This is a genomic window from Tetragenococcus halophilus subsp. halophilus DSM 20339, from assembly GCF_003841405.1.
Taxonomy (GTDB): Bacteria; Bacillota; Bacilli; order Lactobacillales; family Enterococcaceae; genus Tetragenococcus; species Tetragenococcus halophilus.
On record NZ_PXYA01000001.1, the window covers coordinates 909,776 to 929,713 of the forward strand.

General features: G+C 33.3%; 23 protein-coding genes. 2 read left to right on the forward strand and 21 right to left on the reverse strand.

Features of this window, described 5'->3' with window-relative positions:
* From C7K42_RS13355 to C7K42_RS04340, 11 genes are all read right to left on the reverse strand, one after another.
* Positions 1–759 (reverse strand): PTS mannose/fructose/sorbose/N-acetylgalactosamine transporter subunit IIC, encoded by a 759-nt coding sequence (locus tag C7K42_RS13355; RefSeq protein WP_061839866.1) that lies wholly within the window; start codon positions 757–759, stop codon positions 1–3.
* 18 nt (positions 760–777) lie between these two features.
* A complete protein-coding gene (locus tag C7K42_RS04295) occupies positions 778–1,254 on the reverse strand; it encodes a PTS sugar transporter subunit IIB (RefSeq protein ID WP_061839865.1) in 477 nt (158 codons plus the stop codon).
* Positions 1,247–1,672 (reverse strand): PTS sugar transporter subunit IIA, encoded by a 426-nt coding sequence (locus C7K42_RS04300; protein ID WP_061839864.1) that lies wholly within the window; start codon positions 1,670–1,672, stop codon positions 1,247–1,249. Before C7K42_RS04300 ends, C7K42_RS04295 begins: the two co-directional genes overlap by 8 nt.
* Before the next feature lie 446 nt (positions 1,673–2,118).
* A complete protein-coding gene (locus tag C7K42_RS04305; RefSeq protein WP_061839863.1) occupies positions 2,119–2,757 on the reverse strand; it encodes a bifunctional 4-hydroxy-2-oxoglutarate aldolase/2-dehydro-3-deoxy-phosphogluconate aldolase in 639 nt (212 codons plus the stop codon).
* Positions 2,758–2,824: 67 nt separating this feature from the next.
* Positions 2,825–3,973 (reverse strand): galactonate dehydratase, encoded by a 1,149-nt coding sequence (gene dgoD / locus C7K42_RS04310; protein WP_061839862.1) that lies wholly within the window; start codon positions 3,971–3,973, stop codon positions 2,825–2,827.
* A 28-nt stretch (positions 3,974–4,001) separates the two neighbouring features.
* On the reverse strand, positions 4,002–4,460 hold the full coding sequence (locus tag C7K42_RS04315; protein ID WP_061839861.1) for a PTS sugar transporter subunit IIA: 459 nt from the start codon (positions 4,458–4,460) through the stop codon (positions 4,002–4,004).
* 26 nt (positions 4,461–4,486) lie between these two features.
* Complete coding sequence (locus C7K42_RS04320) at positions 4,487–5,872, reverse strand: PTS transporter subunit IIC (RefSeq protein ID WP_200811718.1); 1,386 nt, start codon at positions 5,870–5,872, stop codon at positions 4,487–4,489.
* Positions 5,873–5,895: 23 nt separating this feature from the next.
* The gene (locus C7K42_RS04325; RefSeq protein ID WP_082786879.1) at positions 5,896–6,195 is read right to left on the reverse strand and encodes a PTS sugar transporter subunit IIB; all 300 of its coding nucleotides are present in this window, start codon (positions 6,193–6,195) and stop codon (positions 5,896–5,898) included.
* Positions 6,196–6,212: 17 nt separating this feature from the next.
* The gene (locus C7K42_RS04330) at positions 6,213–7,118 is read right to left on the reverse strand and encodes a sugar phosphate isomerase/epimerase family protein (RefSeq protein WP_061839859.1); all 906 of its coding nucleotides are present in this window, start codon (positions 7,116–7,118) and stop codon (positions 6,213–6,215) included.
* Positions 7,119–7,158: 40 nt separating this feature from the next.
* Complete coding sequence (locus tag C7K42_RS04335) at positions 7,159–8,193, reverse strand: hypothetical protein (protein WP_061839858.1); 1,035 nt, start codon at positions 8,191–8,193, stop codon at positions 7,159–7,161.
* Positions 8,194–8,199: 6 nt separating this feature from the next.
* Positions 8,200–9,168: a phosphoglycerate dehydrogenase gene (locus C7K42_RS04340; RefSeq protein ID WP_061839857.1), complete on the reverse strand. Its 969-nt coding sequence runs from the start codon at positions 9,166–9,168 to the stop codon at positions 8,200–8,202.
* 457 nt (positions 9,169–9,625) lie between these two features.
* On the opposite strand from C7K42_RS04340, the gene C7K42_RS04345 reads away from it, so the two are divergent.
* The gene (locus tag C7K42_RS04345; protein ID WP_061839856.1) at positions 9,626–9,949 is read left to right on the forward strand and encodes a helix-turn-helix domain-containing protein; all 324 of its coding nucleotides are present in this window, start codon (positions 9,626–9,628) and stop codon (positions 9,947–9,949) included.
* A 262-nt stretch (positions 9,950–10,211) separates the two neighbouring features.
* On the opposite strand, the gene C7K42_RS04350 is transcribed toward C7K42_RS04345, so the two are convergent.
* The 8 genes from C7K42_RS04350 to C7K42_RS04380 all read right to left on the reverse strand — a co-directional run bounded on the left by C7K42_RS04350 (position 10,212) and on the right by C7K42_RS04380 (position 16,349).
* Positions 10,212–10,661, reverse strand: coding sequence for a hypothetical protein (locus C7K42_RS04350; RefSeq protein WP_061839855.1), 450 nt, complete (start codon positions 10,659–10,661; stop codon positions 10,212–10,214).
* 61 nt (positions 10,662–10,722) lie between these two features.
* A complete protein-coding gene (locus tag C7K42_RS04355) occupies positions 10,723–10,911 on the reverse strand; it encodes a hypothetical protein (protein WP_061839854.1) in 189 nt (62 codons plus the stop codon).
* Between the two features lie 20 nt (positions 10,912–10,931).
* Complete coding sequence (locus C7K42_RS04360; RefSeq protein ID WP_103099963.1) at positions 10,932–11,696, reverse strand: hypothetical protein; 765 nt, start codon at positions 11,694–11,696, stop codon at positions 10,932–10,934.
* 104 nt (positions 11,697–11,800) lie between these two features.
* Positions 11,801–12,139 (reverse strand): nucleotide pyrophosphohydrolase, encoded by a 339-nt coding sequence (locus C7K42_RS04365; RefSeq protein ID WP_061841376.1) that lies wholly within the window; start codon positions 12,137–12,139, stop codon positions 11,801–11,803.
* The gene (locus tag C7K42_RS04370; RefSeq protein WP_061841377.1) at positions 12,140–13,894 is read right to left on the reverse strand and encodes a DUF2075 domain-containing protein; all 1,755 of its coding nucleotides are present in this window, start codon (positions 13,892–13,894) and stop codon (positions 12,140–12,142) included.
* Positions 13,895–14,050: 156 nt separating this feature from the next.
* Complete coding sequence (locus tag C7K42_RS04375) at positions 14,051–14,779, reverse strand: metallophosphoesterase family protein (RefSeq protein ID WP_061841378.1); 729 nt, start codon at positions 14,777–14,779, stop codon at positions 14,051–14,053.
* Between the two features lie 71 nt (positions 14,780–14,850).
* Positions 14,851–15,255: a glucose PTS transporter subunit EIIB gene (locus C7K42_RS13360; RefSeq protein ID WP_307718927.1), complete on the reverse strand. Its 405-nt coding sequence runs from the start codon at positions 15,253–15,255 to the stop codon at positions 14,851–14,853.
* Positions 15,256–15,296: 41 nt separating this feature from the next.
* Positions 15,297–16,349 carry a PTS transporter subunit EIIC gene (locus C7K42_RS04380; RefSeq protein ID WP_307718928.1) on the reverse strand — a complete coding sequence of 351 codons (1,053 nt, stop codon included), beginning with the start codon at positions 16,347–16,349 and terminating at the stop codon, positions 15,297–15,299.
* 337 nt (positions 16,350–16,686) lie between these two features.
* On the opposite strand from C7K42_RS04380, the gene C7K42_RS04385 reads away from it, so the two are divergent.
* The gene (locus C7K42_RS04385) at positions 16,687–17,793 is read left to right on the forward strand and encodes an IS4-like element ISTeha5 family transposase (protein WP_014123848.1); all 1,107 of its coding nucleotides are present in this window, start codon (positions 16,687–16,689) and stop codon (positions 17,791–17,793) included.
* Positions 17,794–18,404: 611 nt separating this feature from the next.
* Here the strand turns inward: C7K42_RS04385 and C7K42_RS04390 are convergent.
* Together C7K42_RS04390 and C7K42_RS04395 are read right to left on the reverse strand one after the other, a co-directional pair.
* Complete coding sequence (locus tag C7K42_RS04390; protein ID WP_103099754.1) at positions 18,405–19,088, reverse strand: amino acid ABC transporter permease; 684 nt, start codon at positions 19,086–19,088, stop codon at positions 18,405–18,407.
* The gene (locus tag C7K42_RS04395; protein WP_103092058.1) at positions 19,088–19,930 is read right to left on the reverse strand and encodes a transporter substrate-binding domain-containing protein; all 843 of its coding nucleotides are present in this window, start codon (positions 19,928–19,930) and stop codon (positions 19,088–19,090) included. Before C7K42_RS04395 ends, C7K42_RS04390 begins: the two co-directional genes overlap by 1 nt.
* Between the last annotated feature and the right edge of the window lie 8 nt (positions 19,931–19,938).

A 19,938-nucleotide genomic window follows, 5' to 3' on the forward strand; every position in this document is an offset into this window, starting at 1 on the left:
TTAATTTGTCTCCTTTCCTTTAGGTTTCATATCTAAAAATCCTGTATTATAAAAAACAATTCCAAGCACTGCTGCAATAGCCGTAACTGCCATAATGTCTAAATTAAGGTATACAGCTAGAATAAATCCTAAAAAATAAAAGGGCATAATCTTTTTACTTCCCATAAAACTAATCAACATCGCAATCCCTAAAGCGGGCATAATTGCACCGACAACCTGCATCGCACTAACAAATGGATCTGGAATTGCATCTAGTAATTGTTGCATAGGACCTGCTCCGAAGTAGACTAGAATAAACGCAGGGATACCTGTGACTATAAAATTAAGAATACCTGACGGGATATAATTCATCATTCGCATAGCTGTTATATTCCCATTGTCTAAAAACTTCTCCGCTCTATGCACCCAAAGAGCATTTAATGACATAGTTAGTTGAAAAGTTAAAATCCCAAATAAACTAAATGGTACCGCAAATGTAACAGCCAAACTTGGATCAGCACCGGATAAAATTGTCATAGCTGTACCAAACACCGCAGCTACTGGTAAATTACCTGGCATAGTTCCTCCAGCAGTAATCCATCCTAGATAAGCTAAATTAATATAAGCAGCTGCTTGCATACCTATCATTGGTTCTCCCATGGCTAACGCAACTAAAAACCCTGACCATACTGGATATAACCAAGAACGAGTAATTAAATGGTTGGGCCACCAATTACAAATAGTTGATATAATAGCAACTAATATTGCAGATATTAGCATTGTTACTCCTCCTTACTTTTATAAGTATTTTTCTAAATTTGTTTCTTTTTGATCAGGTATAATGTGGATAGTTATATCCATTCCTTGATCTATTAAATTTTTAAATATCCTTCTTTCCTCTTTAGAAGCAGAAATATTTTTATATAGAGCTTTTCTATCGGATCTCGCCCCCATTCCTCCGACAATTAGTTTTTCTATTTTAATACCGCTTTTTACTAATGCGTCAATAGTTTCAGGTCCTTTAGTCAAAATTATTAAACGACTATCAGCATCTAGTTGCTCTTTTATAAAAGCGACTGAATCTTCCAAGCCTTTTACAAAAATGCTAATTCCACTAGGAGCAGACATTTTTAAAACTTCTCTCATAAATTCATCTTTTGCAACCTCGTCATCAACTATTAAAATTTGGTTAGCTCTCGTTTTTTTAACCCACGCTGTCATTACTTGTCCATGAATCAATCGGTCGTCAATCCTTGTCAAAACAATCTCACCCATTTTGATCAATCCTTTCTGTTATATCAAATAATTCTTTAATTCCTTCTTTTCCAATTTTTTGAACATGTTGTGAAAGGTCATCAAGTGACATATTTTTCCTACAGTACACTGCTTCAATAACCATAGCCAAATTTACACCAGTTATTGAACGATAATCGACATAGTCTTTAAGCTCTTTATAACTCTGGGCTGTCGCGCTATAAGGGCTAGCACCAAATATATCGCAAAAAATTAGCACCCCATCACCTTCGTCAAGTTCTTTAATCTTATGTGTCACATTTTTTTTATACTCTTCAATGCTTGATTCGTGATATAGCCCTATACTATCCATTTGCTTTTCTTCTCCTGAAATTAAATTTAAAGCAGAGAGATATCCGTTAGCTAATTCACCATGTGTCAGTATTAAAATTCCTATCATTTTTCCACCTCCTTATACTGACTAAAAGCAAAGTTTATGCCAAATAAAAGACTTATAAAGAATGTCGCTACGTAGGTACACAATTTTTTAAAATAAAATAAATACAGGGTTATAACAGAGTGTGTCGACAAATATGTAAAGTGTGTTCTTTCTTGTGTTGCTGTTATATTGCTTCTGTTTTTTTTTTGAACAAGTAAGTTTAATGAATTGAGTCTCAAGCAATTATTTATTAATGATTATTTTTTAAATCAACTCAAAAAAAGAGGCTTATGACGTAGCCCCTTTTATTCAAACTATAAAATTGTTTTTCTATTTCATTAGAAACTTCTTAAATCCAAAATGAAAGAACCAACTCTTCTATTTTTTTATTGATTGGTGACAAATTAAAATCATAGACATAAAAAACAAAAGTTAACGCTTTTTATGTATCTAATAAATAATTCATCTCACTTTTTTTCTAATTGACTTTTTATTACTTTCGCTTTTTCTACAATATTTTCAAATTTATTATGCATTATACTATTTTTATCAACTATCTCACTGCCTATGCCTACACTATCTGCGCCGGCATTGAGCATTTCTTGGACATTACCTTTGTTAATAGCGCCTACTGCCATAATTGATAATTGTGACAATGGCCCCTTTAATTGTTTAATATAATTTGCTCCTAAAACACCAGCAGGAAACATTTTGATCATCCGAGCCCCATTTTCCCATGCCATTAATGCTTCAGTTGCTGTTGCTACACCAGGGACCGGAAGAACATTATACCTTAAACATAGCTTAATTACTTCTATGTTCAATGTGGGAGCTAAAACAAATTTAGCCCCTGCATCAATTGCAATTTTTGCTGTTTCAGTATCTAGAACTGTTCCTGCCCCTATCAAAAAGTCTTCACTATAATTTTTTGTCATATAGGATATCATATTACTAGCTCCAGCTGTATTAAATGTTACTTCAACAACTTTAATTCCACCCTTAGCCAAAGCATGAGCAATATTATCAATTTTTTCTTCCTCTATCCCTCGAATTATTGAACATATTTTTTCTTTTTTTATTACTGATATTATTTCTTGATCATCCATTTTATTATCTCCTTTATACAAGGTGCCTCTTCAAAAATTCCTATAAATATTTTTATTCAGCAGTGATTTACCATTCAGCAATCGTACCATCATAGTTTTTCCACCAAGGATTTTGCCAATTTAAAGGTTCCTTACTAACATCATAAATTAAATCTTCTTCCAGCTCTAAACCTAATCCAGGAAGCTTCGGTACGTCAGCAAAACCATCTTTATATTTAAAAATCTCTTTATTTTTAACAAAGTCTAGCAGGTCTATATTGCCTTGGTTATAGTGAATATTCAGACTTTGCTCTTGTATAAATACATTCGGAGTACAAGCATCTACTTGGAAAGTTGCTGCAAGTGCAATTGGTCCATAAGGAGCATGTGGCGCGACACCAAAATCATAAGTTTCAGCCATTGCCGCTATTTTTCTTGTTTCTAATATCCCTCCTGTTAAAATGACATCAGGTTGAATGATATCTGCTACTCCTTTACTTATAATATCTTTAAAAGACCATCTAGTATAAAGCCTCTCGCCTGTTGCGATAGGCATACTAGCTATTTGATACAAATTTTCTAAAGCTTCGTTGTGTTCTGGTAGTACGGGTTCTTCTATGAACATTAATCGATATGGACGCAATTCTTCCATTAACACTTTAGCCATTGGTTTATGAACTCTTCCATGAAAATCTACTGCTATATCTAAATCATTTCCAAAGTGATTACGTAATAATTCTACTCTTTCTAACACCTCATCAACTTTTTTATAAGTATCAATATAATGTAGCTCTTCTGTCCCATTCATTTTAATTGCGCTAAAACCGGACTCATATTTCGTTTTTGCTTCTTTCAATATGTCATTAGGCCGGTCTCCTCCAATCCATGAATATACTTTTAATGAATCACGTACTTTTCCACCTAGTAATTCATAAATAGGAACTCCGAGCCTTTTTCCCTTAATATCCCATAATGCAATTTCAATAGCAGAAATAACGGTCATGGAAACAGGACCGCCTCTAAAGAAGTGCCTGTATAAACGTTGCCAAATTCTCTCGATCTCATTTGAATTTGCCCCTAGAATTCGCTCACACATTTCCTTTGCGCCTTGGATCACTGTTTCTGTCCTTGTGCCAGATACCATCTCTCCCCAACCCTCTAAACCATCTTCTGTTTTAAGTTTGAGAAAAATCCAGCGAGGTTTTACTGCATAAATTTTATAATCTACGATTTTCAAAAATGCACTTCCTCCTTATTTTATAAAGTCAAGAAGCTATTAATTCTAATATTTCTTCTTTCGTGTCCGCTTCGATAATATTTTTTAATGTTTCTTTTGACTGTATTAAACCCATTATTTCTTGAAGTAATTTTAATTGCTTATTACCATCATCAACCGCTAACATAAAGACTACGTTTATTGGAATAATTTTTTTACCATCTTCCATACTATAAAAATTTATTGGATTTTTCAGTACTGCTAGTGCAACAGCAGGCTCATTAACATATTCTACGTCAGAATGAGGAATAGCTACGCCTATTTCTTCTATTTGTAAGCCTGTTGGAAATTTCTTCTCTCTTTCTATAACTTTTTTGATAAATTCTTCATTAACGTTTTCATGTCTATTTAGTTCTTTTGCCATATAAAGTAACAAATCTTCTTGACTATTAACCTCTAAATCTAAAAACAACAAATCTTTGTTTATATAATGATTCAATGTGTCCATACGGTTTTCCTTTCTATTCATTTTTATTATTCTTTTGAAAATTTGTGTCCTGTTAGAATTTCACGAACTTTGTTGTTATTTCGTACATATTTCATCAATACTATTATGGCGATAATTGATACTATAATTAGAATCCAATTTTGTCCTAAATAATAAGCAACTCCCGCAACTGGTCTAATATCGGCCCCTACTAAAGCTGACCCAGCTTCTACATCAATTCCTCCAATTTGACGTGCTATACCGTTAAAGACAGGAGAAATCCAAGTGGAAAAGTAAAAAGTAATCCCGAGGGAAACAATATTGGTTATTACTGAAGCAATAAGGTTACCATTCATCACTGCGACAGTACCTGCAGCTAGGAAAAATGGAGTCACTCCTAAATCGCCTAACATTAGGAACTCATTTCCCGGAAGGAAAAAAATCATTGCGACAGTAATGACCATTGAAAGTAAACCAGTAGTGATCGTATCTGGATGACCGATAGCTAAAGCTCCGTCCATACCAAAGTCTAATTCTCTATCTCCGCCTCTAGCTGTAATAATATCTCGTGCGCGCTCATTCAATACGTTAAATCCTTCTAAAAGCGCTCCAGTTGCTTTAGGGTATAAATAAATGAAAGAACCTGTTGCAATACCCATTGTTAAAATATTAGCCCAAGTCTCCATCGTGCCATACTGTCCAGCATAAGCAATTAAACCAATGACACATGCAATAATAAAACCTACAACTACAGAATCACCGAAAACTCCAAAACGTCTTTGAATTGATTCAGAATTTATTTTAATTCTAAAAATACCTAGTTTTTCCAAAGGCCACCTTAAAATCATAGCCACCAGTGTACCGCTAATAAGTGAGCCGTGTGGAAATGAAATTCCAGGTAAATCAAAAAATTCCTGCATCCTTGGTGCCGCAAAATCTGCTAAAGCAATACAAATAAGTTCCATTAAAACTGCAACTGTTATGCCCATTAGGTAGTTTCCTGTTTGGTAAAAAATTAATGTACCGATAAACGCCCATTGCCAGTAATTCCATACATCAATATCGAGTGTATCCGTGAGATTAAACCGAATAAGTATGAAATTTACAATCAAGCCTACCGGGATGATCGCTGCGCCAATCGTTGTGGAATAAGATAAAGCAGATAGTACGCCCCATCCTGTATCAATATAAGGAAGCTGTATACCTTGTGTAGTTATCATTTCGGTAAGCGCTTCGCCCATGGCGCCTAAAAAGTATGGATTCAATATTGAAATTAACCCATTTAACCCTACCCCAATATAAATAGCTGACTTAAATGCCTGTCCAGGCTTAATTTTAAGTAAAAGTTCAACTATAAAGATAAAAATTGGTAGGATAATTGCTGCGCCAAATGTCCCCATAATTTGTTCAAATATGTCCATAAAATATCCCATTATTATCCTCCTTAACTTTTAACTTAATCATTAGCTAATTCTACAATTTGGGAAATTACAGATTCTTGCCCTACTCCCGTCAAAAATGGCACACCGTTCAATACGGGAATATCAGAATCTTGAGCAAAATTTTGTCCTGCGGTAGAAACTGCTAAATCAAATTTTTTTGATTCTAATGCTTGTGCACCTTCTGCTACACGTTTTTGAGTAATCTTTGCTTGTATCCCTTCTTTTTGTAAGGCGTCCTTTATTTTATTCAATACAACAGTAGATGTTACTGCTCCATTTCCACAAACTACTAAAATTTCTAATCTTTTTGCCATGTTTTTCACTCCATCTATTATTTATTATTAGCTTTATTCGTTAATGCTTGAAATAAGAATTTTCGATTTTCTTTTTCCAACTTAAATAAATCATCAGTTTCCTGTCCTCGAACTTCGATAGCTACATATACTTTTTCAGATCTAAACTTTAATCCATCAGCTTCATCTAACATTTGAGTAGCAAAATTTTGAGTTAAAAAACCTGGGGTACCCACCCGAAGATGTTTATCACCAAACAGTTCACTCTCTTGATTTAACACAACATTTGCTAGATGAATTCTTTGCGAGTATTTACTTAATTTTTTCATGCTTTTGATAACGCATTCATTATTCAAAACAATATGTGCAGTATCTATACAAACTGATAACTTATTTAGTTTATCTTGTTCTTCTAATCGTTCGAATAAATCCAGCACATAATCTGTACTTCCTACAACAAACTTTTTATCTGCATCCGTATCTAGAGGTTCCAGAAGAAGTTCAATTTGTTCATATTGCTCAACATAATCTATTAACTCTATGATTGATTTTTCAAAGTTCTGAATCTGTTTGTTCATTTCTAAATTGGATAATATTTTCTTACCACTAGTAAAACCAATAAATTCTGCATTGGATTCAACTGATAAGTCAATAATCTCTTTCATATACCGGACAGCTTCTTGTCTTTTTTCTTCATCTGGATCAGCCAGATATAGCTTTTTATTGTTTAAATTACTGGTGGACCAGATGGTTACGCTAACATTTTTTCTACTTACAAACTCAGCAAATTCTTTTCTAATTTCTTTATCAAAAATCAGTCTTGTTTCTAGAGATTTATATTCGTAAATATCATATAAATCTCTATAATAACTCATAATCTCTGCTTCATTTCTGGAAATAGGATCAAAGACATTATTAAATAGGATAGACGGAATTAATGACATTATATTTCCTCCCTTATTTTTAAGTAATAAACGTAGATGCTTAATCCTTAGCTAATTTATAAACAGTCGCTTTATTCGTTGTATGATTGGCTGCACCAATGTAGATTTCATCATTGAAGTTTGCTGCAGCAACATTAATTGGACCTAATCCAGAATCGACAACTTCTTTTATATATTCTCCTTTCCGATATTGAATAATTATTAACTCTGCTGTGCCTTTCCTGGCACTAATTATCAGTGTGGGAGTTTCATTAATTTCTATTACTGATAGACCATGAATAATTTCTGCTCCGTTGGAATATGAAAATTGTTCTTTATATTCATTTTGTCCATTTTTTTTAAGGATCCTTGCTGTATTACCATGAAAATCATCAATTTTAACCAGCTCTTCTTTACCGTCTTTATCTAGGTCATACAAAAGTAAATCACTGGTTGGCCCATTGTAAATCATAGAAGTTTGCCAATTTTCTATTCGAGAATCGATTAAGTTTAATTCAACTACTCCTTGAACACCAGAAAAATATAACTTTCCCATGCCATTATTAAAGTAGCCGTGATTTTTATATAAACCTTCAAATACCAAACTTGGATTAATATAAAAATCCTTTGAGTAGTCATCAGGAAGTTCAAATGCATAGACAGCTCCTGGAAGTTGCCAATCCTCTTTGTTCTTTTTAAAATGAGAAATTGTTGCAAAAATAACAAATTTGGTACTATCTATTTCTACAATATCCATCCTATGAATAAAGGGAAAATGGATTAAATCTTTTTTCATCCAAACATCATTTATCTTTTTTAACCATACAATCTTAGATATACTAGGAGACTTCTTTAGATAAAATTCGTGAATAGCTAAAAATTCGTTTTGTTTATCTGGTATTTGTTTAATGCTCATACAACCACCAGCGTTTTCCCAAAGCGTTTCTCTTTCTTCAAAGTTATCCCCTAAAAACGCTATTCCTTTGGCATCTTTGCCGTCACTTGCAAAAGCAAAGCCATTTTTGTTATCTATGTTTACAGGAGCGATCGTGTAACATCTATTCATTTCAAAAAGATCTTTTTTGTCAAATTTCATACTTAATCACATCCCGTTTCTAATGTTCTTTTCAGGAGGGCGTTTCCCATCCTTTATTGCTAAGACACAATCAACAGCTCCATTGCCCATAGTTAAATTTGCGTCAATTGTAGTCGCACCAATATGCGGAGAAGCAATTACATTATCATGGTTAAAGATCTCTAAGTACGGCGTTGGTTCTTCTTCGTAATCATCAATAGCATATCCTCTAATCTTTTCATCTGTTAATGCTTTATCTATTGCTGTACGATCTACTAATCCAGCGCGAGCAGCATTAACAATAAGCACATTTTCCTTCGTTACTTCTAATTCATGTTTTCCAATAAAATGATGTGTTTCTGGCGTATCAGGAATATGCAATGTAATGAAATCAGATTCTTTTAGTAATTTTTCTTTGTCCACATATTCCGCTCCCAAATCAATAACTTCAGGATTTTGTATTAAATCATAAGCAAGTACTTTCATGTCAAAACCTGTAGTTCTTTTAATTACTTCTGAACCAATAGCCCCCGTACCAACCACACCGATTGTTTTACCTTTCATACTTATTCCAGGTCGTTTATTCCAGATACCTTCACGAACTTCTTTGTTTCCAATTGGTATATTTCTAGCTAAGGAAATAAGAAAACCAATAGCTAAATCTGCAACTTCATTACTATTAGCACCTGGAACATTTGTGACAAATATCTTTCTCTGTTTAGCAGCTTCTAAATCAATTGAGTCAAAACCAACGCCATGTTTTGCAATAATTTTAACCGAATCATCCAGATTATTTATTACATTTTTTGTTACCTTGTCCGTTCCAACAATCAAAGCATCTGCTCCTTTTGATCGTTGGATAATTTCCTCTTCAGTTAGGGGTCTGCCCTTCTTGTTTGTAGTGATTTCACAACCTGCTTCTCTTAATCGTTCTACAGGTGCATCGTTAAACTTTCCAAAAGTAACTGTAGTAGCTACAACTTTAAATTTGTTCATAATTTTTCTCCTTTTTATAAAATTTATATTAGTTCACGTAAATTAAATTAGGTTATATAACCTAAACTATGATGGTCTCCGCCTTCCCCCCTTTTGTTTTATTTATCAGTTAATGACTATTAATTCATATATATATTCTTAACTTATTGTCTTTGCATAAAAAATAAACCCAAACCTTTCTCTAGCTAAAACTAAAGAAAAAGCTTGGTTAAGCCCGCTAATTTCAGTTACTCCCCTTATTAATATTTTTACCGCTTTCATATGCAAACGAACTAATAATTAGTTAACCGATATAATTACGAACTAATTATAACCTTAAATATATTATTAATCAATATATATTTAAAAAAACGTATTATTAATATGTGTAACAACTGAGTTAAAAAAACTATAATTAACTTAATTATATACGTGACTATTTAGCACTCATTATAAATAAAATAACAGGAGAATTTTGATGAAGTTAAAACAAGAAAGGGAAATCGGCAAACAACTTGTAGCTTATCGAGAAAAAGCTGGCTTGACCCAGCAAAAAATTGGTGATTTAACTGGCTTAACCTCGGACCAAATAGGGTTATTAGAAAGAGGACAACGTAATTGGACGCTCGGTACTTTAATAAGGGTTACCAATGCACTAGATGTCAACCTTACAACACTTTTTCAAGCCTTTGAACAAAATGATGAACAAACAAATGAGCTACTTCAAAAAATTGAGCGCAATCCTAAAAAAGAAACTTTGATAAAAGCTTTTAATGAAATTCTTGATACTTATGATGATTGAGTTTGAATTAGTCAAACAAGAAAATTTGTTAGCTTGTATACTATAAATTGTCTTGAGTTTATTTAGAGAATTAAAACGGTTATTTTTTCTGTTTTGTGTTAATAATTACAATAAAAATAGGCATCGATAGAGTTCCACTTCAAGACTCTATCGATGCCTATTTTATATAGCTATTTGACAAAAAGCTAAAGAATACTGGGTCTTCTTTTACTTTGCTTTATATCCTATGCGGTTTTACGTCGATATTTCCCACGTTCACCTCCTAATCCTCTTCGCTTTCTCTAGGTTGCAACGTTATCGTTTCAACATCCTCGTCTGAACCATCTGTCGGCGTAAAAGTAATATTATCGTCTTCCTCAGAAACGTCAAATGTATTACTTTCATCTTCGTTATCTGTATCTTGCAACGTAATTTGATCATCATCTAATGTATATTCAAATTTAAAATCCATCTCACTAGCTAATTCTTTAGCAAAATCTTCACCCATTTGTTCCCATTCATCAGTAGCCGTTGATTCCATGCTGTCAACATCAACTTTTAACGTCATCACATGATCAGAAAAAGATGCGATCATATTGGGTACATCTTCTTCATCAGGTTCAATAGACCAGTTATTTTCTTTTAAATCATCCTCAGAGACCTTTGAACTACAACCAACTAGAAATGTTAAACCTAACGTACCCAACAATAACCCTTTTATAAACCTTTTCATTTTAAATACCCTTTCTTTGTTAATTACATTTACTATTAGATTAAATCCACATAGTTTTTATTTAAAAAAAATTTTTTGTTCCTTTATTATAGATTCTATTTCTTGTAGAACGTGTTGGGCTTTTTATAGCTCCTGTACCTTTTTTGCCATATGTAGGCGTAATGGATTTCTTTGCTTTGAGCTTTGATTTGCCGCTAGTCTTTGAGGCTACTAATTTTTTAATATTAGGTTTTCTAACGCCAAATTTCACACTAATACCTCCTTTCACTCTTAATAACAAACCTTGCAAGGTTCTAGCCCTCTCGTCTTAGCGTTTTCTAGAGTAGTTTGAGAAAAATCTCCATTGCCGTGTGGATGAGTATGATACTTCTCTCCAGTTGGAGTTACATAAACCATTTCTGCAACGTCATCTTCCTGTTGTACTTGCTGAGCTTGTTCATTTTCTTTTTGTTGTGCTTCAACCTGCTTTTGCTTTTCCTCATCTTCTTTTCTTTGTTTTTCTTCAGCTAGTTTTTGTTGTTTCTCTTCCTCTTCTTTTTGTTTTTTCTCTTCAGCTAACTTTTTCTGTTTCTCTTCCTCTTCTTTTTGTTTTTTCTCTTCAGCTAACTTTTTCTGTTTCTCTTCCTCTTCTTTTTGTTTTTTCTCTTCAGCTAGCTTTTTCTGTTTCTCTTCCTCTTCTTTTTGCTTTTTCTCTTCAGCTAGCTTTTTCTGTTTCTCTTCCTCTTCTTTTTGCTTTTTCTCTTCAGCTAACTTTTCCTGCCTTTTTTCTTCCGAAGCTTGTATTTCGGATGACGACTGTGTACTCATTTTCGTAGTTTCTATAGTTTTTTCGGTAGAGCTAATTTCTACTTCCTCAGGTGCAGTAATTCCTACTCCAACTAACGCAATAACTCCAGCAGACAAAGAACAAAGAATTAACCGCTTATTATTTAAATACTTCCCATCTTTTTTTATAACCTCTCTTATTAGACGATAACAACCAAGTATTAAACATATAAAACTTACCAACAATAACAACACAAACAAATTGTCCATTTTTCTCCCACTTCCCTATTACGACTTATTATAATTTTTTTATTATTTCATAAGGTCTCTATTACCCTTTAAACAATAGAAACTATTAATTTTTAATACGCTCTTTACAACTCTGTATATTTGTCATTTTTATTTTTAGCTTTACTAATAGGATATTTTTCTTCATTTTGCTTCAATTTTTCATTAATAATGTTATCAATATCTAAATCCAAATTATCTGCCATCATATATGCATAAATTAAAACATCCGCCAATTCTTCTCGAACTCTATCTAATTTATTTTCTTTTACTTCAGATGAACTTTTCCATTGAAATAGTTCTAATAATTCCGATGCTTCCAAGGAAATTGAAATCGCTAAATCTTTTTCGTTATGAAATTGTCGCCAATTTCGATCGTCCCTAAATTGATTAATTTTATTCAATCTTTTTTCATCATCGTTCATTTAAATCTCTCCCTTTTGTGCTTTTAATAGAGCTTTTTGCAATTCTGGATCAACAGCATAAATATATAAACCATTAACTCCTCGAGTTAACAACACGTTCAATTCGTTATTTAGCAATGATTTTGAAACATCTTGCATTTCATTATTTAACTTACGTCGTTGTATTGCTTTTTTATTTTTACTAGCACTTTTATCAAATATAAGATGACCATCTCTATATTTGACTGAAGGACCAATAATAACAGCAGCATAGTTCAAATCAAAACCTTGAATAGTAAAGGTTGAACCCACCTCATTGATCGTTTGAGCTTGTTCTGCCCAAGATAAATCTTTATGACGAATTCCTCTACGCTTATCAGATTTTAATTGTAAGTTCCACGGTAACGACCATTTCCCGACCTTAACTCTCCAATAATCTTCATTTTCGGGTTTTGTCTTATCTTTATAATCCCAATCAAAAGTCGCTAATATCCGTGAAATACCATAATCTTCATTCTTAGCTTTTTCTTTTATTGCTTCATACATTTCTTCAACAGTATTAAAGACTTTTAAGTCATAATTATCATCATTAGGGATGTTTTTTACTTTTTGTTTATCTATTATTTCTCTTATCCAATTAATAGTATGCTGATTAGCGTTTATTCTTAATTGATTTTGTAATTCAATATAATTCCCCTTTAAATTAGCTTGATGTGCCATTTCCAAAAGCTGTTTTTCTTCCCAAAATTGCTCTCTAGAAAGTATTTGGTTTTTATCAAAGACTGCTACAACTACTCGAGCTCTTTCTAAAATATCTTCAAGTTGGTTTTTTCCTTGATAAGACTGTTTTCCTTGAGTCCAAAGAAGATGCGCTTCGTCAATCACTACCACATCCACTTTTTCCTTTGGTTCATGATTATTAATAAATCGTGTTGGTTTAGAAACAATATCTGAGTCTTCTTTTTTTATTAAACCAAGTTTTTTTGCGATCTGTTTATAAACTTTTAGTTGCTCTTCGTGGTTTACTAATAAATGGCAAGAAATTTGATTCAATAAAATATTTTCTTCTTCCCCATTGGAAATTTGCTCAAGTTCATAAAATAAATTACTCATTAAAACTGTTTTCCCAGTCCCTGCTTCTCCTTCTACTAAAATCAATTGACCAGTTTCTTGCCGATTCATCGCTTCTTCGACTTTCATTATAATTTTATTTTTAGCATCCAATTGTTCTTCTTTTAATTTGTTAAATGGAGAAGCTTTAAAAATAGCTGAATCGCGAATAATATTTTCTGCAGGAAACAGCTTTTTATTCTTATGATGAAGTTTTTGCCATATTTTAGAAAAAATATCATCTACTTCATCCGATGTATAATATTCATTTTGTTGGTTTAAACGTCTATTAAAAATATAATTTACAGCATTAACACTTGACATGTATTGCATTAATTTATTTTCAATGTCTAATGTAAGGGATTTATTAAAATGATCATGACCGATCACTAACATTTTCGATGTTTCAGAACTTGCAAATTTCTCCCAGCTATTATTTTGTTGAACATCTCTATGAATATGCTCAATCGTTCTACGTTTAACATCTGTTGTTTCTCCAACATAGACAGAGAAGTTTTCTTTATTTATTTTATCATTGATTAAATAAACTGTAGGGTAGTTTAATATGTATTTCAATTTGTTATTTGGAATTTCTTTTGTAATTTCATCGAAAGCATGTTTAGAATAATCAAATTCATAAACTACTGGTGAAGATAAAGTTTTCACTTAGTCCCCTCCTAATTTTTTTCATATAATAACGCTATTATATCAAACGTTATTAGTACTTGGAAGAAAGACCAAAGATAATCCTAAAAAACTATTTATCAATAATTAACAAAAAAGTTGAGATGGATTTTTAAGGATCCATCTCAACTTTTTAATTTATCTCTCATCTTCCCCAAAGAAAAACAAAGCAACGTCCATATCTTTTTGCTTAATTTTTCCTTTCCACTTGTTTACTTCATTCATCAATTCAGCTTTTTCGTAAGGGGTTTGTTTAAATATAATATTTTCATCTTGCAGAATCATATAATGAGCATCTTTTGTAGGATCATCAGGTCTTCTGTACGACAAGCTCCCAGGGTTAAGCCAAAGCTTATTATTATTAACGTAATGTATGCCTTGTCTATGAGTATGACCAAAAATAATTCTTTTTTCGAAATTTCCCTGAAGTCTTCCTGTATAATGCTCTTCCCAAAATTGATCAAAATGATATTCGCTTTGAATGGTTTCATAGGAATTTTCTTTCCATTGGTGTTGAAGTACGTAACCTATGTTACCTAAATCAAAAGAAATTGTTTTAGGAAAACTTCTTAAAAAGTCAATATCTGCTTGATTTAAAATATCCGCGTTATGATGAATCCATTTAAATTCATCTTGCTTTACACCTTGTTTTATTTCTTCCCAAGTTTTAAGCATATGATCATCATGGTTCCCTCTAACACTGGTAATATTGTACTCAGCAACCATTGACAATACTTCCTTGGGATAAAGCCCATAATCCACATGGTCTCCAGCACATAAAATTTTATCTACATCTTTTTCGTTTTCTAAAACTTTACGTAACGAAACAGCATTGCTATGAATATCTGATAGCAAAAGTATTTTCATATTGCACCTCTAACAACGATAATTTTCTAATTTTTGTTTTCAAGTATATACTATCATAAAAATTCATTTCATTAACTTTCATCTTCAACTATCTCGTCAAAGAATTCTCTTACTTTCGGCACATCTAATCCCACGATTACCTGAATAGCCGTACCATTACGAACAACGCCATGAGCACCACCACTTTTAAAGAATGCGTCATCCAAAATCTTACTTTCATCAGCAACTGATACACGAAGACGAGTTGCGCAATTATTAATATCTGTGACATTTTCCGAACCGCCCAGTCCTTCTAAAAAGTGCGTCGCTTTTTTAGCGTTAGGGTTATTACTTTGTCTTACCGGCGATGTTCCACTAGCTACTGGTTCTTGATCGTTACTGGCTTCTGCAGCCTTTTTCGCTTTATAGTCTTTTTTGGTATGCAACTTCACTTCCCCAGTGACATCTCGGCCAGGCGTCTTGATATCAAACTTCAATATTGACCAGCGGAAAATAAGAAAGTACAACGCTGAAAAAGCTAAACCAACAATAAAGAATATAATAATAGCGTCCATATGATTGGTTGATAAAGGTATAATGAACCTTGGGAAAAACGAATTAGTCCACCACCTAAGACTAATGAAACACCAAAAGCATATACTGTCATTGCCATTGCCGCGGCTAGTAAGCAATAAACAACATACAATTGCGGTGCCAAGAACAAGAAGGTAAATTCAAAAGGCTCTGTAATTCCAGTTAAAACAGCAGTAACTGCTGTTGGTACAACTAAAGCGATCGTTTGTTTTCTTTGTTCAGGTTTAGATGTTGCAATAAATGCTGCGCCAATTCCAATCGGAGCAAACACTTTCGGCATACTATTTAAACCAAAACCAGCTTGAGGTACAAGATCTCTTAAGGTACCGCTATAATCTGAAATATCAGCTAAATTTTCAAACCAAAAATTGGTGAGTCCACCATCAACAACAGCTGGCCCATATTTAAACGGTTGAGCAATAAAGTGATGAAGTCCCGTTGGAATAAGTATTCTTTCTAGAAAAACAAAAGATCCAACACCAGCTGTGCCACTGCCTGCTAGCAAGTCTTGTAATTGGAACATGTAACCTTGTAACATCGGCCATAACCAAGCAGTTAAAAAAGCTAAAGGCAGTGTCACAAAGAAACCTATGATAACCACAAAAGCAGATCCTGAGAAAATTCCAATCCATTCAGGTAGTGGTGTATCATAAAATTTATTATGTAACCAGATAACCATACCAGAAATTAAAAGGGCACCAATAATATTGGTATCTAATGTTTCGATACCTCCGATTGCTTTTACACCAAGAGCTTCAGTATCATTAAGGTCTACACCAAAGTTCCAAACTTGTAATATAGCATTAATAAATGCATTCCAAGTCATATAAATGATAAAAGCTTCTAAAGACGCGCGTGCGTTGGCTTTTTTTGCTAAACCTATAGGTAAGCCTATAACAAATAGTAGTTCCATGTGGTCAAAGACAACCCAACCTCCAGCTTCAATAACGGACCAAAGATCCGTCCAAAAAGTCCCTTCAGCCGCTAATCCACCCATAATTTCAGGATCCTGAAATACAATAGCAAATGCTAATACAATACTATTAAAAGCAAATCATAAAACTGGAGCGATCATTGCTCCTCCGAAACGCTGAATCTTTTGCATCATTTTTATTTAACTCCCTTTTTCGTACAATAAATAACAAAAATTTATTGCGATCGATATATTTGAACAAATAACTCATATAAACACTGCTAAAATAATAAATTACTCACTAGTGGTGCATGAAACATTTTAAATTAGCTCTTTATGTTTCACACTATTTTCATTCATAAAAAAATCCTTTATACTGAGCTTGGATGACTTATCCAAGACCAATACAAAGGAACTTAATATGGATAAGTATAAAACAATTTCAGCTTTTAATAAATGGTTTTCGAACATAAATTTCAAAAAATTACCTTTTTCTATTCGTGAGAAAATTTCTCAAGCCGACAAGTATCATAAAAAATTTGCTTTTGAACACTTTTTGAAGGTGTTTCTCTATGGCATCGATCATGAGTGTGAAAGTTTACGTGAAATGGATACGGCATTTGTTTCCCCTGATCTACAACAGACCATGGCGTTAGATGCCATCAGCCATTCGCAGCTTTCCCGTGAGCTCGCCCAGATGGATGACGAAATTTTGTGGGCGATTTTCGCACAGTTACTGGAAAAAGCACGGTCAAAAACACCGGTGACTAAACGAAATGCGCTCTATCTCGTGGATTCTTCTACCTTTCCGTTAAATACCACTCGATATCCTTGGGCGGACTTTCGCTCAACCAAAGCGGGGATCAAGCTTCACTTAAAACTTTGTTTTATGGATAAAGAACACTTGTATCCGGATCAGTTTGAAGTCACGAATGCGGTTGAACATGATGACAATCACTTAGAAGTTTTTGTCAATCAACCGGAAGCGACCTATATCTTTGACCGTGGTTATATTGATTACGAGCGACTGGATGAAATGGAAGCCGATGGCTATTTTTTCGTCACAAGAGTGAAGAAAAACACCAAAATCCATGTCAGAGAAACTTATGATACTTCTCAGAGTAAAAACATTTTGCGTGACCAAATGGTGGTGTTAGGTACGCAGGTTTATTTAACCTCCCCGTTTCGCTTAGTGACGATTCAGGATGAAAAGGGAAAACAATTACGTTTTGTCACTAACCGTTTTGATGTGACCGCCCAAGAAGTGGCCGACATGTACAAAGCTCGTTGGCAAATTGAACTATTTTTTAAGCACATCAAGCAACATATGACGATAAAAAAGCTATTTTCCCACAGTGAAAAAGGGGTAAGCAATCAAATCATTCTCGCCATGATTGCCAGTCTACTGACGTATTTACTCAAAGTGGAGACAGGAAGTAAGAAATCTCCTTTTCAAATCAAGCGTCTATTGAAACACTTGCTTTTTCAACCTTTTGAAGAATTATGGGTGTTGCTCGTTCCTACGTGACGAAATAGCATTTGTCGTTGTTGCAATAGTATTCAGATAAATAATGAAAATTTTTTTCTGGAAAAGTCATCCTTTGCGCAAGCATTTGATTTTTTTGTCATTTTTTAGAAAAAAGTTAAAATCTGAATATTCTGATCATATTAATGCACCACTAGTGTAAATTACTATAATAATTATTATCTATAAACCTATAACATGCTACTAAATTCACTTAAATCTCTTTTTTAAAGCGCTTTATTAATACCTCCTCTTTTTTGTTATATAAAATTAAATAACGTAATCTACTAAATTTCTCGTTAAAACGAAATCGCTTTTATATTTATACTATACCCGATATAAAATGTCAAACGTTTATCAAAAATAGTTTTTACTAATAAAAATCCCCAAATTATAAAGTTTTGTAGCCGTCTTTTATTGTTAATCATCAATCATTTAACTAGTTTTTAAATAAAACTAATTTGATAAAGATACAAAAAATTATCAAAATGTAACAAATAGCTCAACTATTTCTAAAAAAGAAACATAGCTGAGCTATTTTTAAATATCACTACTGACCATATCAAGTGAAGGAACTTTTGTCAGTCTTCCCACTCTTTATTAGTAAGTTTATTTTACATTTTTTTCACCCTAAAAGACATCCCATATCGCTTAGCAAAATATCCTTCCAAACGTTGTTGAATCGCCTGAATTACCAAGCATAGAACCCAATATATAATAGCCACTAAGACATACATCGACATAAAATCAAATGAACGTCCTCCAACAATTTTAGCATTTTGAAAAATATCAGGTATGGTAATCATCGCAGCAAGTGAAGTTCCTTTTAATATATCCATTGCCACATTGCTTAACGCTGGTACTGAAATTCGGAAGGCTTGTGGCATAATAATCAAACGCATCGTTTTCGTGAAATTAAAACCTAAAGCATAAGCAGCATCCCATTGGCCCGAGTCAATTCCTAAAATAGAGCCCCGATAAATTTCCCCCATAAATGCACTGCCTGTCAAAGTAAAACAAATGATCGAAGCAGTTAAGGGATGAAGTTGATAAGGTAAACCAAAATAAAGGATAAACAATAGCACTAAAGCCGGCACACCCCTAAAAAAAGAAAGCCACAAACGAACGATCCCTCGTAAAATCTCACTAGGAATTAAACCAAGTAATGTTAGCAAAAGACCAAAAAAGTTTCCCAATAGTAACGACATAAGAGCAATCCCCAAAGTATAAGATAAACCTTGTAAGATAAAAGGGAGCGATTCCCACATCAACGCAAAATCAAGTCCTGGAATATACATTATTCAACATCTACCTGTTCAATATTTTCTACATCCGGCTTTTCCGAGACATCCGCATCAAAATATTCTTCTGAAATTTCTTTAAGTGTGCCGTCATCTTTCATTTCAGCCAATACTTCATTTACTTTTTCATGCAAAGCCTCATGTTCTTTTTCAAACAAAAAACCATTATGGTCTAAGTTAAAATAAACATCATCTAAAATTTTTACTGGAACGTCAGGTAAGGCTTCTGTCGTCATTTTTTGCAGATAATAATCATTAACGACCGTATCAGTTCGTCCGTTAGCAACATCAGTCAGATATTGCTCATTTGTAGCATTATCATAAGTAACTAATTCAGCCCCGTATTGCTCGGCTGCTCTCATATAACTAGTATTGGGCTCACCCGCAGCTTTCTTTCCTTCTAAATCTTCTAAAGAAGCAATTCCTGAATCATCTTCTTCTCGCACAATTAAACTTGCAAATGAATACTTTATTGGTGAAGATAAAAGAAAATTTTCTTCCCTATCACTGTTTAAACTAAAGTCATTCGCTGCAAAATCGGTACTTTCATTTTGAAGAGATGAGATTTGTCCATCAACGTTGTATTCTTCAAACTCAATATCAACATCTAACCGATCAGCTACCTCTTTCGCAACATCTACATCGTATCCTACTAACTCGTTATCATCGTTATAAAATGAAGAAGGGTATAAGGTTCCTGATGTTGCTACTGTTAATTGACCTTCTTCTTCCACATTTTGCCAACTGTTATCCTCTTCTGCACTATTTTCTTCGTTGTTAGTACAAGCGGTTAATACTCCTCCTAAAAGCAGTAATAAAACAATAAAGTTCTTTTTCACTAATTGCC